Origin of the sequence: Curtobacterium sp. MCLR17_054, assembly GCF_003234335.2 — a bacterium.
GTDB classification, from domain to species: Bacteria; Actinomycetota; Actinomycetes; order Actinomycetales; family Microbacteriaceae; genus Curtobacterium; species Curtobacterium flaccumfaciens.
Genome location: NZ_CP126263.1, coordinates 1,886,823 through 1,902,685, shown reverse-complemented (window position 1 = coordinate 1,902,685; position 15,863 = coordinate 1,886,823). Strand labels below are relative to the sequence as shown.

General features: G+C 71.6%; 16 protein-coding genes. 2 read left to right on the top strand and 14 right to left on the bottom strand.

What is annotated here, in order from left to right; all coding sequences use genetic code 11:
* Window positions 1–153 precede the first annotated feature (153 nt).
* Complete coding sequence (locus DEJ08_RS09120) at window positions 154–1,620, bottom strand: peptide MFS transporter (protein WP_111110866.1); 1,467 nt, start codon at window positions 1,618–1,620, stop codon at window positions 154–156.
* Window positions 1,621–1,818: 198 nt separating this feature from the next.
* Between DEJ08_RS09120 and DEJ08_RS09115 the strand changes: the two genes are divergently transcribed.
* Window positions 1,819–3,957, top strand: a complete 2,139-nt coding sequence (locus DEJ08_RS09115; protein WP_111054178.1) for an acyl-CoA dehydrogenase family protein — start codon at window positions 1,819–1,821, stop codon at window positions 3,955–3,957.
* Window positions 3,958–4,047: 90 nt separating this feature from the next.
* On the opposite strand, the gene csrA is transcribed toward DEJ08_RS09115, so the two are convergent.
* The 13 genes from csrA to DEJ08_RS09050 form a co-directional block, all read right to left on the bottom strand.
* A complete protein-coding gene (gene csrA / locus DEJ08_RS09110) occupies window positions 4,048–4,326 on the bottom strand; it encodes a carbon storage regulator CsrA (protein ID WP_111054177.1) in 279 nt (92 codons plus the stop codon).
* A gap of 4 nt (window positions 4,327–4,330) precedes the next feature.
* Window positions 4,331–5,296, bottom strand: a complete 966-nt coding sequence (locus tag DEJ08_RS09105; protein WP_111054176.1) for a hypothetical protein — start codon at window positions 5,294–5,296, stop codon at window positions 4,331–4,333.
* The gene (locus DEJ08_RS09100; RefSeq protein WP_111054175.1) at window positions 5,271–7,325 is read right to left on the bottom strand and encodes a flagellar biosynthesis protein FlhA; all 2,055 of its coding nucleotides are present in this window, start codon (window positions 7,323–7,325) and stop codon (window positions 5,271–5,273) included. Before DEJ08_RS09100 ends, DEJ08_RS09105 begins: the two co-directional genes overlap by 26 nt.
* Window positions 7,322–8,515, bottom strand: coding sequence for an EscU/YscU/HrcU family type III secretion system export apparatus switch protein (locus DEJ08_RS09095; RefSeq protein WP_111054174.1), 1,194 nt, complete (start codon window positions 8,513–8,515; stop codon window positions 7,322–7,324). Before DEJ08_RS09095 ends, DEJ08_RS09100 begins: the two co-directional genes overlap by 4 nt.
* 4 nt (window positions 8,516–8,519) lie before the next feature.
* A complete protein-coding gene (locus tag DEJ08_RS09090) occupies window positions 8,520–9,278 on the bottom strand; it encodes a flagellar biosynthetic protein FliR (RefSeq protein ID WP_071403902.1) in 759 nt (252 codons plus the stop codon).
* Window positions 9,278–9,553, bottom strand: coding sequence for a flagellar biosynthetic protein FliQ (locus tag DEJ08_RS09085; protein ID WP_017887433.1), 276 nt, complete (start codon window positions 9,551–9,553; stop codon window positions 9,278–9,280). The genes DEJ08_RS09090 and DEJ08_RS09085 overlap by 1 nt, the downstream gene beginning before the upstream one ends.
* 9 nt (window positions 9,554–9,562) lie before the next feature.
* Window positions 9,563–10,399 carry a flagellar type III secretion system pore protein FliP gene (fliP, locus tag DEJ08_RS09080; RefSeq protein ID WP_027465540.1) on the bottom strand — a complete coding sequence of 279 codons (837 nt, stop codon included), beginning with the start codon at window positions 10,397–10,399 and terminating at the stop codon, window positions 9,563–9,565.
* Window positions 10,396–10,956, bottom strand: coding sequence for a FliO/MopB family protein (locus tag DEJ08_RS09075; RefSeq protein WP_071403903.1), 561 nt, complete (start codon window positions 10,954–10,956; stop codon window positions 10,396–10,398). Before DEJ08_RS09075 ends, fliP begins: the two co-directional genes overlap by 4 nt.
* A 7-nt stretch (window positions 10,957–10,963) precedes the next feature.
* On the bottom strand, window positions 10,964–11,668 hold the full coding sequence (gene fliN / locus DEJ08_RS09070; protein ID WP_111054173.1) for a flagellar motor switch protein FliN: 705 nt from the start codon (window positions 11,666–11,668) through the stop codon (window positions 10,964–10,966).
* Complete coding sequence (locus DEJ08_RS09065; protein WP_084740413.1) at window positions 11,668–12,546, bottom strand: flagellar motor switch protein FliM; 879 nt, start codon at window positions 12,544–12,546, stop codon at window positions 11,668–11,670. The genes fliN and DEJ08_RS09065 overlap by 1 nt, the downstream gene beginning before the upstream one ends.
* Window positions 12,547–12,714: 168 nt before the next feature.
* A complete protein-coding gene (locus DEJ08_RS09060) occupies window positions 12,715–13,644 on the bottom strand; it encodes an OmpA/MotB family protein (protein ID WP_111046112.1) in 930 nt (309 codons plus the stop codon).
* A gap of 2 nt (window positions 13,645–13,646) precedes the next feature.
* A complete protein-coding gene (locus DEJ08_RS09055) occupies window positions 13,647–14,471 on the bottom strand; it encodes a motility protein A (RefSeq protein WP_111030043.1) in 825 nt (274 codons plus the stop codon).
* A 1-nt stretch (window position 14,472) separates the two neighbouring features.
* On the bottom strand, window positions 14,473–14,730 hold the full coding sequence (locus DEJ08_RS09050) for a flagellar FlbD family protein (RefSeq protein WP_502869457.1): 258 nt from the start codon (window positions 14,728–14,730) through the stop codon (window positions 14,473–14,475).
* A gap of 280 nt (window positions 14,731–15,010) precedes the next feature.
* Between DEJ08_RS09050 and DEJ08_RS09045 the strand changes: the two genes are divergently transcribed.
* Window positions 15,011–15,850 carry a DUF4397 domain-containing protein gene (locus DEJ08_RS09045; RefSeq protein ID WP_071403907.1) on the top strand — a complete coding sequence of 280 codons (840 nt, stop codon included), beginning with the start codon at window positions 15,011–15,013 and terminating at the stop codon, window positions 15,848–15,850.
* The last annotated feature ends 13 nt before the right edge of the window (window positions 15,851–15,863 follow it).

The window sequence follows — 15,863 nt, the reverse complement described above, 5'->3', positions numbered from 1 at the left end:
CTCAGTACTCCTCGGAGCCGCTCTTCATCATGGCCGCGACGGCCATGCAGCACCCGACGCCACCGAGGACGCCGACGCCGATGATGATCCCTGCGATGAGTTCGAGCATGGGTGGTGACTCCTTGGTTGCGTCGGCGTGTGGCTCCGCTCAGGTTACCGGATGCCGCGCATGAGCCGCAGCACCGGCTTGGCCAGGAGCAGCAGGACCACGCCCACCACGACGGCGACCAGACCGAGGATCGTGAAGTACGGGGCCTCGTCCGCCGGGTCGTAGTAGCGGGACAGCACCCCGGTGACGGCGGTGCCGAGCGACACCGACAGGAAGAACAGCGCGACCATCTGCGTCTGGAACTTCGGCGGCGCGAGCTTCGTGGCGACGGACTGGCCGACCGGCGAGAGCAGCAGCTCCGCGAGCGTGAACACCAGCAGGATGCCGACGAGCGCCAGCAGCGGCGTGCCGTTCTCGCCCGAGCCGGTGAACGGCAGGAACAGCAGGAACGCGAGCCCCATGATCCCGGTGCCGAGGGCGAACTTCGTCGGGGTGGACGGCTGGCGGTCGCCGAGCTTGGTCCACAGCGCCGCGAAGACGCCGGACAGCACGATGATGAAGACCGGGTTGATCGACTGCACCCACGACACCGGCATCTCCCAGCCGAACAGTGAGCGGTCGAGGCGCTCGTCGGAGTAGACCGTCACGACGGTGAACTGCTGCTGGTAGAGCGACCAGAACACGGCACTGCCGATGAACAGCGGGATGAACGCGAAGACCCGCGACCGCTCGTCACGGGTGATGCCGCTCGACAGGATGACGACGAAGTAGCCGATGGTGGCCAGCACGACGACCGCCACCACGACGGTGGGCAGGTTGCCGACGTTGAGCAGGCCGGTCAGCACGGCGACGACGATGACGACGAGCGCGACGACGACGCCGGCTCCGATGAGCGGCAGACGGCGGCGGTCGACGGGGTTCGCCACGTGGCGGACGACCTCGGGCAGCTTCTTCCGCCGGATCGCGTACTGCACCAGGCCCGCCGCCATGCCGACGGCGGCCAGGCCGAAGCCCCAGTGGAAGCCGAGCGAGCTCTGCAGCAGCCCGGTGAGCAGCGGTCCGAAGAACGCCCCGAGGTTCACGCCGAGGTAGTAGAGCGAGAAGCCGGCGTCGCGGCGCGGGTCCTCGCGGCTGTAGAGGCCGCCGACGATCGTGGTGGCGGTGGCCTTGAGCCCGCCGGAGCCCAGCGCGATGAGCACGAGACCGACCCCAACCCCGGCCACCCCGGGGATGAGCGCGAGGGCGATGTGCCCGAGCATCACGACGATCGCGCTGCCGAACAGGGTCCGGTCCGCCCCGATCAGCCGGTCGGCGATCCACGCCCCGATGATCGTGAACAGGTAGACCGCGCCGCCGTAGGCACCCATGATGCCGGTGGCGATGCCCTTGTCGATCCCCAGGCCGCCCTGCGTGACCGTGTAGTACATGTAGATGAGGACGATGCCCTGCATCCCGTAGAACGAGAACCGCTCCCAGAGCTCCACGGCGAACGGTGTCGAGAGCTCGAACGGTTGCCCGAAGAAGGTGCGTCCGGGACGGCCTTCGCGGTCCGCGGGGGTGGTACGTGACATGGCGGCCAGTCTGCCCCTGGCCGGGTGGGCACGCCCAATCGTCGAACACGGCTCATGTCTTTGGAGGGTTCCCACGACCTCGTGACGCCACCGACGACACGGGGTTGTGCGGCCCGCACGGCGTTCCCGCCACTGTCGGCACCGGTGTCTAGCGTGGACGGTGCAACACGGACACCGCAGTTCAGGAGGACTCCGCCCATGGTCGACACCGCACCCGCCCAGCGCACCACCCCCGCCAGCGGCAACGACACCGCGCCGGACGTCGACGCGCAGCACGCCGCGCCGAACGCGGACGCCGCCGGCGACCCGGCAGCGGGCACACCGACCGCCGGCACGGACACCGACGTCCGCATCGACGTCGAGCTGGTGCAGGAGCTCCTGCTCGGACGCTGGGCCGAGGACCGCCGGATCTCCCGGCGGCTCGCGCTCGACCCCGCGATGCAGAAGATCGAGGGCCAGCCGATCCCCGAGCACCGGGCACGCGTGCTCGAGCAGCTCCGGACCCTGGTCGACGCCGGGGCGATCCAGCGTCCCTACCCCACCGAGTTCGGCGGCCAGGACAACCACGGCGGCAACCTGGCGGCGTTCGAGGAGCTCGTCGTCGCCGACCCGTCGATGCAGATCAAGGCCGGGGTGCAGTGGGGACTGTTCGGGTCCGCCGTGCACCACCTGGGCACCGAGGCGAACCACCGCGAGTTCCTGCCGGGCATCGTCTCGTTCGAGGTCCCCGGCTGCTTCGCGATGACCGAGACCGGCCACGGCTCGGACGTCCAGAGCATCGCCACGACGGCCACGTACGACCCCGCGACCGAGGAGTTCGAGATCCACACGCCGTTCCGTGGTGCGTGGAAGGACTACATCGGCAACGCGGCCCTGCACGGGCACGCCGCCGTCGTGTTCGCGAAGCTCGTGACCGCCGGTGTCGACCACGGCGTACACGCGTTCTACGTCCCGCTCCGCGACGCCGAGGGAGCGTTCCTGCCCGGCGTGAGCGGTGAGGACGACGGCCCCAAGGGCGGCCTGAACGGCATCGACAACGGCCGGCTCGCGTTCGACCACGTCCGGGTCCCCCGCACGAACCTGCTGAACCGCTACGGCGACGTCGCCGCGGACGGCACCTACTCGTCGCCGATCGCCTCGCCCGGCCGCCGGTTCTTCACGATGCTCGGCACCCTGGTGCAGGGCCGGGTGTCGCTCGACGGCGCCGCCGTCGTCGCGCAGAAGATCGCGCTGCAGATCGCCCTGACGTACGCGATGCAGCGCCGTCAGTTCCCCACCGGTGACGGCACCGAGGGCGTGCTGCTCGACTACGGCCGGCACCAGCGCCGTCTCATCCCGCGCCTGGCGACGGTGTTCGCGCAGTCGTTCGCGCACGAGAAGCTGCTGCGCACCTTCGACGACGTCTTCAGTGGGCGCGAGGACACCCCGGAGCGCCGCGAGGACCTGGAGACCCAGGCCGCTGCGTTCAAGTCGATGTCGACGTGGTCGGCGCTCGACACCCTGCAGGAGGCGCGCGAGGCCTGCGGCGGTGCCGGGTTCCTCGCCGAGAACCGCCTGACCGGGCTCCGCGCCGACCTCGACGTCTACGTGACGTTCGAGGGCGACAACACCGTGCTGCTGCAGCTCGTCGGCAAGCGCCTGCTCACCGAGTTCCGCGCGAAGGCCCCGAAGGACCCGGCGTCCACCGCGAAGTTCGTGGCGGCCGTCGCGGCGTCGAAGCTGGCCGACGCGTCCGGCATCCGCCGCCTCGGCCAGACCGTGGCCGACCGCGGGTCCCTGGCCGCCAGCGTCGCCGACCTGCAGGACCCCCGCACGCAGCGCGAACTGCTCGCCGGTCGGGTCGACACCATGGTCGCCGAGATCGGCATGCGCCTGGCGTCGGCCGGCAAGGACCGAGCCCGCGCCGCCCGACTGCTGAACCGCTCGCAGCACGAGCTCATCGAGGCGTCGAAGGCGCACGCCGAGCTCATGCAGTGGGACGCCTTCACCGAGGCGCTCGACGAGGTCACCGAGGGCGACACCCGACGCGTGCTCGTCTGGCTGCGCGACCTGTTCGCGCTCGGCCTGCTCGAGCAGCACCTGGACTGGTACCTGCTGCACGGCCGACTGTCGGCGCAGCGTGCCCGTGCGGTGTCGGCGTACATCGACCGGCTCGTCGCCCGGGTCCGGCCCATCGTGCCGCAGCTGATCGAGACCTTCGGCTACGAGCCCGGTCACGTCCGGGCGCCGATCGCGCTCGGTGCCGAGCAGGCCCGACAGGACGAGGCCCGTGCCTGGTTCGCCGCCGAGGCCGCCGCCGGCCGCCAGCCCGAACAGGAGAAGAAGCCCCGTCCGTGATGGACACGCGGCCGCGCCCGTGACGGACGTGCAGCCACGTCCGTAACGGGCGTGCAGCCCCGCACGTGACGGGCGCGGCCGTGTCGGCCGCTAGGAGTCGGTCGGCTCCGGCGAAGTCGCGCCGCCCGCGGCAGCCCCACCGCGGGCCCCGAGCGCCGCGCGCAGCTGCGCCTCGGCGTCGTCACCGGCAGCGGCGGCCTCGGCGTTCGCCTCGGCGACCGCACGCACGACCTCTTCGCGCTGGATCTTCACGCCGCGCGGGGCGTCGATGCCGATCCGGACGCCGTCGCCCCGGGAGTCGAGCACCGTGATGACGATGTCGTCGCCGACGAGGATCCGCTCGCCGACCTTCCGCGTGAGTACCAGCACCCGTTCAGCCTAGCGACACGACGGGGAGCCCCAGCAGGTCCACTGACCCGGGCGTGGCGGTCTCCCCCGCACCGATCGCCACGACGCCGACCACGGGCAGCCGCGAGGCCACCGCGGACACCATCGCGGCCGAGTCCGCGGGCTTCCGCCCGACGTCGACCACGACCCACACCTGGTCGGCCTGCAGCGCGTCGCCGGTCGCCCGGTCGTCCCACGCGGCGACGGCGAGCACGGCGTGCCCGTCGCGGACACCGTCGGCCCGCGCCAGGATCGCCGCACGGCGGTCGGCGGCGTCCGTCGGCCGGAGCGCGTGCCGCACCGCGAAGAGCCCGGCGGCCGCGTCGACGTCGTTCGGCCGCCCGACCAGGAGCACCAGGTCACCGTCCGCGGACCGCACGGTCGGGGCCGTGGGCCGGCCCACCGGTGCCGGCGAGGGCGCGTCGAGGACGCGGGACGGGCCTCCCGACCGGGTCTCGACGACCGGCTGCGCGACGGCCACCGCCTGCGCGTCGACCACCGTTTGCGCGTCGACGGCGGCCTGGAGGCGCGGGTCGACCCCGGTGGGCGCGTCCGGCTCGGACGGCGCGCGCGTCGGGCGCGGGGCGCTCGGCGTGATGCCGTCCGCCTGGAACCCGTCGAGCACCGACGCGAAGGCGTCGGCCCGCGTCGCCCTGGTGCCGTCGGTGCCGGCGATGCGTGCCTCGGCTGCCTCGGCGTCGGCGAGCAGCGCGGCGATGCCGACGCGCTGCACGGGCGAGTCGGCGATGAGGACCCGGGCGGTGGGCTGGTCCCCCGGTTCCGGCACCTCGACGGTGGCCTCGACGTGCGCCTTGCGGAACAGCCCGCCGAAGCCCGGCGTGGTCACGCGTTCGGCCGCGACGATCCGCGCACCCGCGCCGAACTCGGTCCGGACCGCGTCGCGGAGGGACTCGAGCGTGGCGCCGCTACGCTGCAATCGGGTCGGCGGCACGGACCACTCCCACGGTCTCGATGGTGGAGCCCGCGGCGGTGGCCTCCTGGTACGACAGCACCGGGAGCCCGTTCGACTGGGCGGCGACCATGCGGTGCACGGCCGGGCGGAGCTGCGGGGCGCAGACCAGGACGGCGGAGAGCCCCTGGTCCTCCACGGAGCGCACGGCGTCGCGGACGGAGCCCAGGACCTGCTCGACGCGGTGCGCGTCGAGCACGATCTGGCTGCCCTGCTCGGACGGCCGGAGCCCCTCGAGCATCGACTGCTCGAGCATCGGGTCGATCATGATGACGCGCAGGGTGCCGGCGTCGGTGTGGCGGGCGGCGAGGGCCGGTCCGAGGGCCGCACGGGCGGACTCGACGAGCCCCTCGGGGTCGGTCGACACCTTGGCGCGGAGCGTGAGGGCCTCGCAGATCCGGCCGAGGTCGTTGATCGGCACGCGCTCGGCGAGCAGGCCCTGCAGCACCCGCTGCAGCTCGGCCATCGAGAGCATGCCGGGGACGAGTTCCTCGACCGCAGCGGGGTTGACCTGCTTGACGCCCTCGGTCAGGACCTTGACGTCCTCGCGGGTGAGCAGGCGCGCGGCGTTGTCGCCGATGACCGCCTGCAGGTGGGTGACGAGCACCGAGACCCGGTCGATCACGGTCGCGCCGGTCATCTCGGCAGCGTGCCGGAGCTCGGCGGGCACCCACTTGCCGGTCAGGCCGAACACCGGCTCGACGGTCGAGGTGCCGGGCAGGCCGTCCAGGTGGTCGCCGAGCGCCAGGACGCTGCGGGCGGGCGCGGTGCCCCGACCGGCCTCGACGCCGGCGATCCGGATGGCGTACGTCGACGGCGGCAGGTCGATCGAGTCGCGGGTGCGGACCGGCGGGACGACGATGCCCATGTCGATCGCGATCTTGCGGCGGAGGGCACGCACCCGGCCGAGCAGGTCGTCGGAGGCGCCGGAGACCATGTCGACCAGGTCGGGGGCGAGCAGGATCTCGAGGGCGTGCACGCGCATCTGCTCGAGCAGGTCCTCCGGGGTGTCGCCGGTCGGTGCCGCCGCCGCGAGTGCCTGCTGCTGGGCGGCGTCGGCCTCGGCCCGGGCGGCGTTCCGGCCGATGCGCCAGCCCGTGAAGAGCAGGGTCGCGCCGACGAGCAGGAAGGGCAGGATCGGCATGCCGGGGATGAAGCCCATCGCGATCGCGGCGACACCGGCGATCATCAGGGCGTTCCGCGACTGCGACAGCTGGGTCGCGGCCGATGACCCCATCTCGGACTCGGCGCCGGACCGGGTGACGATCATGCCCGTCGACACCGCCATGAGCAGAGCCGGGATCTGCGTGACCAGGCCGTCACCGATCGTCAGGATGCCGTACTTCGACAGTGCGTCGGTGACGGACAGTCCGTTCTGCAGCATGCCGATCGCGATGCCGCCGATCAGGTTGATGATGATGATCAGGATGCCGGCGATCGCGTCGCCCTTGACGAACTTCGACGCACCGTCCATCGCGCCGTAGAAGTCGGCCTCGGCGGACACCGCGGCGCGGCGCTCCTTGGCTTCCTGATCGGTGATGAGCCCGGCGTTCAGGTCGGCGTCGATCGCCATCTGCTTGCCCGGCATCGCGTCGAGGGTGAAGCGTGCCCCGACCTCGGCGACGCGCTCGGCACCCTTCGTCACCACGACGAACTGGATGACGATGAGGATGAGGAAGATGACCGCGCCGATGATGATCGACCCGGAGACGGCGACGTGGCCGAACGCCTGGATGACGTCACCGGCGAAGCCCTCGCCGAGCACCAGCCGGGTGGACGCCACGTTGAGGCCGAGGCGGAACAGCGTCGCGACGAGCAGCAGGGACGGGAACACCGAGAAGTCGAGCGGCTTCTTCACGAACAGCGTCGTGAGCAGGATCACCAGCGCCAGCAGGATGTTGATGATGATCAGGAAGTCGAGCAGGAACGACGGCACCGGCAGGATCAGCAGCAGGATGATGCCGACGATGAACACCGGGACGACGAGCTTCGGCAGGTCCTTGCGGTTCATGCGGGGAGTCCTTCGGTCTGGTTCTCTGCGGTGCGCGGTGTGCGGAGCCTGCGGGGGCGGAGGTCCCCGGTCAGGGTGGCGGGGTCGATGACGCTCGCGACCTCGTCCGGGGTGGTCGGCCGTGGCGGCGCGTGCGTGCCGGCAGCGGTGCCACGGGCCTTGAGCGCCATCACGAAGGACAGGACGCGGGCCACGGGCGTGTACAGGTCGACGGGGATCTCGTGCCCGAGCTCGCACGCGGCGTGCAGGGCCCGGGTGAGCGGGACGTCGCGGACGATCGGCACGCGCTCGTCCTCGGCACGGGCGCGGATCACGTCGGCGACCGGGCCGGCCCCCTTCGCCACCACCCGGGGCGCGGACTTCCCCGGCTCGTACTTGATCGCGACGGCGTAGTGGGTCGGGTTCGTCATCACGACGTCCGCGGTGCCGATGGCCTGGATCATCCGGTTGCGGCTCATCGCGAGCTGACGGGAGCGTCGCTGCGACTTCACCAGCGGGTCGCCGTCGCTCCGCTTGTTCTCGTCCTTGACCTCGCGCTTGGTCATCATCGTGCGCTTCCGGTTGCGGCGGATCACCACGAACACGTCGAGGGCTGCGAGGACGAGCCCGGCGACGATCGCGGCGCGCAGCAGGGTGCCCGACCCGGCGGCGGCGGCCTCGAGCACGGCCGACAGCGGCAGCGAGCCGCTCGTCATCAGGACCGGCATGAGCCCCTGCACCGCGAACCAGAGGACGAGCCCGACGACGGCGGTCTTGAGCAGCGCCTTCGCCCCGTTCCAGAGCGCCTGGGTGCCGAACACGCGCTTCAGTCCGGCGATCGGATCGAAGTGGTCGGGCTGCGGCGTCATCTTGCGGAAGTGCACCCCGCCCTGGGTGACGGCGGCGGCGAGCACCGCGACCGCGACGACCGCGAGCATCGGGCCGAGGGTCGCACCCATCGAACCGAGGGCGTCGGCGAGCAGGGCCTGCACGGCACCGAGCTCGGGGTCCTCGATGACCCGCTGCACGGCGAGGAGCTGGTCCTGTCCGGCGGCCGCGGCGTTGCCGATCGCGGCCGGGATCATGAGCGCCGCGACGGCGATCCCGATCCACGCGCCGAGGTCCTGCGAGCGACCGATCTGGCCCTTCTCGTGGACCTCGCGCATCCGCTGCTGGGTTGCCTGTTCGGAACGTTCTCCGCTGTCGGACACGTCGTCACCCCCGTCCCGTGATCGCCTCGACGGCGTCGCCGGTCAGCGACGACACCACCGAGGGCAGGGCCATGAAGAGCGCGCCGGCGAACAGGACGGTCAGCCCGATCTTGATCGGGAAGCCCATCTGGAACGCGTTGAGCGCCGGTGCCACGCGGGTCAGCAGCCCGAGGCCGACGTCGGCCAGGAACAGCACGACGACGAGCGGGCCGGCGATCTGCAGGGTGGCGAGGAACATCTGCGACATCGCGGTCACGAGCATCGACGCGAGCCCGTCCACCGCGAAGGTGCCGGTGAGCGGCACGGCGTCGAACGACCGCACCAGGCCACCGACGATGAGCTGGTAGCCGCCCGAGGTGAAGAGCAGCGCGAGCGCGGTCATCTGGAACAGGCGGGTGAACTGGGCGCCGTTGACCTGGGACTGCGGGTCGAACGCCTGCGCGAGCGTGAACCCGCCGAACAGGTCGATGAGCGCACCCGCCGACTGCACGGCGGCGAACACCAGGAACACCAGGAACCCGAGGGACAGCCCGACGACGAGCTGGGTGAGCAGGGCGAGCAGGAACGGCCCCGTGTCGAGCGACTCGTAGCCGACGGCGACGCGCGGGGCGACGCCGATGGCGAGCCCCAGCCCGAGGATCACCTTGACGGTGCCGGGGAACGCCCGGTACGAGAACGGCGGCGCGATGACGAAGAACGCGACGAGCCGGACGCCGGCGAGCATGGTCGCCTCCAGACGGTCGGCGTCGATGCTGAGCTCCATCAACCGGCCCCGAGCAGCTTCGGGATCATGTCGAAGGCGACGTGCGTGAACGCGATCATCTCCGAGATCATCCAGTTGCCGCAGACCACCAGGGCGATCGCGACGGCGACGGCCTTCGGCACGAACGAGAGCGTGACCTCCTGGATCTGCGTCACCGACTGGAACAGCGAGATCGCGAAGCCGACGACGAGCGAGGTGACGAGCACCGGGGCGGCGAGCTTGCCGGACACCAGGAGCGCCTGGAGCACGAGGTCGATGACTGCCTGCTGGTTCATGCGTGCCCCCTAGACAACGTGGTAGCTCTCGATGAGCGACGTGATGATGAGGCCCCAGCCGTCGACCAGCACGAAGAGCAGGATCTTGAACGGCAGCGAGATCATGACCGGCGGGAGCATCATCATGCCCATCGACATCAGGGCCGCGGAGACGACGAGGTCGATCACCAGGAACGGGATGAAGATGACGAACCCGATGATGAACGCGCTGCGGAGCTCCGAGATGATGAACGCCGGGATCACCGTCGTCATCGGCACGTCCGCCATCGACTTCGGGTTGTCGAGCCCGGCGGCGCGGGTGATCAGGGCGACGTCCTCGTCGCGGGTCTGGTGGAGCATGAAGGTCCGCAGGGGCTTCGTGCCGATCTCGACGGCCTGGTTGAAGTCGAGGTGCCCGGCCAGGTAGGGCTGCAGGGCGTCGTCGTTGATGTGCCCGAGCACCGGTGCCATCACGAACAGCGACAGGAACAGCGCCAGTCCGGCGATCACCTGGTTCGGCGGGATCGACTGCAGCCCGAGCGCGTTCCGGGTCATCGCGAGCACGACGAAGATCTTCGTGAACGACGTCATCATGAGCATCAGCGCGGGTGCGACGCTCAGCAGCGTGATGCCGATGAGCGTCACCACGGCCGACGACGGGGTGCCGTCCGGACCGTTCACGCTGACGCTGAAGTCACCGGTCGCGGGGGCGGTCGGGGTCGCCGGGGCGGTGGGTTCGACGACACCGGCGGCGTGCGCACCGGTCGTCGTGAGCATCAGGAACCCGGCCACGACCGCCAGGCCGAGCAGGACGAGGGCGACGAGTCGACCCGACCGTGCCAGCCGGTGCGGCCCTGCCGCGGTCACCCGGCCCGCCGGTTCCGCAGCGCGGCAGCGGCCTGGCGCCAGGTGTCGACCGACAGGATCGAGCCCTGCAGCTGCTGCGCGCTCGGCACGGCGCGCTGCGGGCGACGGTTGCGCGGGCGCATCGGCAGCGGCGCGACGGCGCTGGTCGCGTCGGTCGTGCGGGTCACGTCGTCCGTGTCTGCCGGGAGGCCCGTGGTGGCGTCCGACTGCTGCGCGAGTTCCCGACCGAACGCGTCGGCCGACGGGGCGGGACGCACGGGCAGCGCCACCGGTCCGGTCACGATGGTGAGTTCCGGCGCGGGCGCCTGCCCGCTGGTGAGCAGGTTGACCCCGTGCTCGGACACGCCGAGCACGAGCCGCTCCCCCTCGACGTCGACCACGACGACGCTCGCCTTGCCGCCGATGCCCTGCCGACCGACGACCTCGACGGTCGCGGCACGACGGCCCGACGGCTTGCCCGAGAAGCGCTTGCGGCTCGCGCGGTGCAGCACCCACATGAGGGCGAGCACGACGCCGAGCGAGAGCGCGACGCGGAGGGTGACGACGAGGGTGTCCACGCGCGGGTCAGACCGTTTCGGCGACGTCGAGGATGCGGGTGATCCGGACCGCGTAGTCCTGGTCGACGACGACGACCTCGCCGTGCGCGATGAGGCGGCCGTTCAGCAGGACGTCGGCGGGGGCACCGGCACTGCGGTCGAGCTCGACGACGGCGCCGGGCTCCATGCCGAGCACGTCGCGGACCGACATCCGGGTGCGGCCGATCTCGACCGTCAGGGTCATCTCGACGTTGTTGATCCGGCCGAGGTTGCCGGCGGGCAGGTTCGCCACGACGGGCGCCGACACCGTGCCGTTCTCGCGGACCCGGATGCCGAACCACCCGGCGGGCAGGCCACCGGCGGCCAGTTCGAACACGACGGTGTCCGGGTCGGCCAGCAGCGACGCGGCCGACTCGCGGTTCGCCTCGCCGAGCACCCCGACGCCGAGGACCCCGGCCGCGGCCTCGAGCGACGGACGCAGGACGTCCGTGACGGCCACGATGCCGTGGTCGGTGCCTCCGGCGGCCGTGATCGACTCGAGGTCGGTGAGCACGAGCGCCAGGTCGGCCGACAGGCCGCCGACGAACGAGGCGACCACGGCGTCCGTCGCCGCGTCGAGCACGACCGGTGTCGCGCCTCCAGGCAGGAGCACCGCGGTCAAGGGGGCGGCCGTCGGGAGCTGCGCCGCGAGCGACTCGGCCGCTGCGGTGTGGAGGGTGGTCGTTTCGGTCATCAGTGCTGCTCCGTGCTCGTGGTGGTGACGACGATGCCGGCGAGGCGCGAGCCGTTCGCGCCGACCGCGGCGGTGCCGACGGGTTCGCCGTCGACCGCGATGGTGAGGGGCCGGTGCTGCGGGTGCGGCAGCGGCAGGACGTCGCCGACGGCGAGCCGCAGGACCTGCGTCGGCAGGACCGCGGCCGGGGCGAAGCGCAGGCTGACGCCCACGGGCACGCTCTCGAGCTGCGCGTCCAGCAGGGCTCGGGCGTCGGCGGGCGACACGTGTGCGGCGGCCTCGCCGAGCTGCGGCAGGACGGCCTCGGCCGGCAGGGCCAGCGTGCCGGGGGCGATGCGGTCGCCGACCCGGATCGAGAACGAGGCGACGATCATCAGGTCGCCCTTCTGCGCGGCCTGGGCGAACTGGCTGTTGAACTGGAACCCGCCGACCGTGACGTCCTGCGCGAGCAGCCCGCCGAACGAGTAGCGGAGGTCGTCGAGGGCGTCCTCGACGATCTTGCGGACCAGGGCCTGCTCGATGGGCGTGAAGGTGCGGTCCGGGGTCGGCAGCGGCTTCGAGGCGCCCAGCGCGTGGGACACCCACGTCAGCGCGGCGTCGAGCGGGACCTGCAGCACGCCCTTCGGGGTCAGGCCGGTGATCGGCAGCAGCACCATGCCGGTGAGCGCGGGCAGCGACGCGGCGTACTCGTCGTACGTCGTCATCTCCACCTGCTCGCAGGTGACCTGGCTGACCGCGCGGACCTTCGCCGTCAGCTGCGTGCCCCACTGGCGCGCGAACGTCTCGAAGGCGAGCTCGAGGACCCGGGCGTGCTCACGGGCCAGCGTCGACGGGCGCGCGAAGTCGTACACCTCGGGCGCTGGCAGGGTCTCGGTCACGGGTGCGTCTATCGGTCACCTGTGGGGCACCCGTCAGTGCTGTACCCCGTAGTGGGGCGGTGGCGGCAGCGCTCGTGCGCTCCGCGCGCTGCGTGTCCCGGCCCTGCTGCGCTCCGTGTCCCAGCCCTTGCTGCGCTCCGTGTCCCAGCCCTTGCTGCGCTGCGTGTCTCAGCCCTGCTGTGCTCCGTCCTGCGCCTTGGCCAGCGCTGGCATGAGGGCGCTGACGTCCTGGTCGGCGTTCGACAGGACCACGATGTCGACCCGCCGGTTCAGTGCGAGGTCCTGCTCGGTGCCGCCCTTCGCCAGTGGTCGGCTCGACCCGAACCCGACGCTCTGCACGTGGTCGCCGGGCATCCCGCCCCGCTCGACCAGGTCGCGCAGGACCCCGGTCGCCCGTGCTGCGCTGAGCTCCCAGTTGGTGGCGTACGGCGCGGTCGAGTTCCGCTGGTCGGCGTGCCCCTCGACGCTGACGTCGTGGGCGGAGGTCTTCAGCACCGGCGCGATCGCGTCCATGATCGACCGCGCCTGGTCGGACAGGTCCGCGCTGTTCGTGCCGAAGTACGTCTCGCTGCCGATCAACCGGACGATCAGGCCGCGGGCGTCCACGGTGAACTGGACGTTCTCGGTCTGACCCGCCTTCGCCAGGTTGCGCTGGATCGCACGCTCGAGCTTCGTCAGGTCGTCGAGCTCGCGCTTCGCCTCGGCCAGGTCCTGCTTGCTCGCCGTCGTCGGCACCACCGTCGACGCGGGGTCGACGTTGGTGTCCTTCGTGCCCGACGAGGCGGTCGAGTGGTCGGCCTGGGACTTGTCCGTCGAGTAGCCGGAGCCGTCCTCGACCTGGTCCTTCGTCACGACGGTGCCGCTCGCGGTGTCGATCTTCTGCGAGTCGACCTCGCCGAAGCCGGTGGCGAGCGACTGCTTCAGCTGGATGTACTTCTCCTGGTCGACGGTGGACATCGCGAAGAGCACGAGGAACATGCACATCAGCACCGTGATCATGTCCATGTACGACGCCATCCAGCGCTCGTCGGGGTGCTCGGCCTCGTCGTGGGACTTCTTCGCGCGACCGCGGCCGCGGCCCCGGGGGTTGGCGCTCACGGTCAGGCCGCCAGCTGCTGGTCGTCGGCCGCGTCGGCCTTCTTGCCGGCCTTGCCGGGCTTGCCACCCGTGTCGGCGCGGGCGGCGGGCGGGACCATGGCCTTCAGCCGCTCACCGAGCAGACGGGGCTGGCTGCCGGCCTGCACCGCGAGCAGCCCCTCCATCAGGAGCGTCTGGCGGTCCGACTCGAGCTGGGCGAGCTTGCGGAGCTTGCCGCCGATCGGCAGCCACATGAAGTTCGCGGTCAGCAGGCCCCACAGGGTCGCGACGAAGGCGCTTGCGATCAGCGGTCCGAGCTCGTCGGGCTTGCCGAGGTTCGCGAGCACGTGGGTCAGCGAGACCACGGTGCCGATGATGCCGACGGTCGGGGCGAAGCCGCCGAGGCCCATGAAGAACGCGCTCGCGCTCCGGGTCGGGGCCGCGTTCGACTCGATCTCGTCCTCGAGCAGGATCCGCAGCTCGTCACCGTCCGTGCCGTCCGCGATGTTCTGCAGCGCCTTCTTCATGAACGGGTCGTCGTGCTTGTCGGCCTCCTGCTCGAGGGCGAGCAGGCCGTTGGCGCGGGCGGTCTCGGCGAGCCCGACGACGTCGTCGATGACCGACGCCGGCGGGGTGACCTTGCCGGTGAACGCCTTCGGCACGGCCTTGAAGCTGGCGATCGCGTCCTTCAGCGTGGTGCTCGCGATGCCGCAGCCGATGGTTGCGCCGAACACGAGCAGCATCGGGGCGGGCAGGAAGAGTCCACCGAGCTCGACGTGCTCCATCTGGACCATGCCGAACAGGGCGCCGAAGGCGAGCAGGATGCCGACGATCGTTGCGATGTCCACGTCAGCGACCCCCATCCAGCGCGCGACCGTGCTGCGTGGAGCGGAGCGCGGCGACCGGGGCGAGCGTCGGCAGCGGGCCGGTGTTCGTGCGGGGGGCCTGGTCGGTGCCGTAGGCCATGCCGACGATGCGTGCCCGGTACGCGGCGATCAGGTCGATGACGTCGGCCATCGACTCCCGCACGATGTACTTCGCACCGTCGACCATGATGAGCGTCGTGTCCGGCGTCTCCTGGATGCGCTCCACGAGATCGGGGTTCACAGCGAATCCGCTGCCGTTCAGTCGTGTGACGACGATCATGGCCCGTCCTGGTTCTCGATCGTCCCGCCGCCGTCCGTGGGGCGGGATGCGGGCCCGTCCGTGGGCCTGCACGGAGGACTATCGGCGGGTGCGACGGGTGCGTTAGCGACGCGTTCTGGCCGTCTCAGGTGATCCCCAGGAAATCGCTGCATCCGATCGGGGTGCTCCGGCGGTAGTGGGAGTACGACGTCGAGGACGACGTCGTCCGCACCGGCCCGGACAGGCCCGAAGGAGACACGTCATGCGCAAGACACTCGCCACCGGCCTCAGCGCCGGTGTCCTGTTCGCCGCCGCTGCGGCCGTACTGCCCGCGACCGCTGCGACCGCCGCCACCGGCGAGGCGACGCTCTCGGTCCTCCATGCCGTCCCCGACGTCACCGTCGACGTGTACCTCGACGGCGAACGTGCCATCGACGACTTCACCCCGGGCACCCTCGCCGGCCCGATGATGGTGCCGGCCGGTGCTCACCAGCTCGCGATCACCGCCTCGGATGCCACCGACGCGTCGAAGCCGATCATCGGCCCGGCGGACGTCTCGTTCGACGCCGGCGGCAACTACACCGCCGTCGCCCACGACGCCACGGACGGGTCACCCACCGCCACGGTGTTCACCAACGACACCTCGGCCGTCGCGGCCGGCCAGGGACGTCTGGTCGTCCGGCACGTCGCCGCCGCACCGGCCGTCGACGTCCTCGCCGGCGGGAAGGCCGTCGTGTCGAACCTGTCGAACCCCGACGAGCAGGCACTCGAGCTGCCGGCCGGCACCGTGTCAGCGACCGTCGCCGCCACCGGGACCACCGACCCCGTGATCGGCCCGGCGGACGTCGCGGTCACCGCGGGCTCGTCGACCATCGTCTACGCCTGGGGCAGCCTGGACGACGACAACCTCGCCCTCGCCACGCAGACGATCGCGGACCTCGGCGGCACGCCGAACGGCGTCCCCGCCGGGAACGCCGGTCTCGTGGCCACGAACGACCAGGACCCCCTGCCCCTGGTCGGCGCAGCGGCGGCCGCACTGGCCGCCGCTGCCGCGATCGGGGCCGTGGTGCTCCGCCGCCGGCACGCAGCGACCCGCCGCTGAACGTGCCACGCCC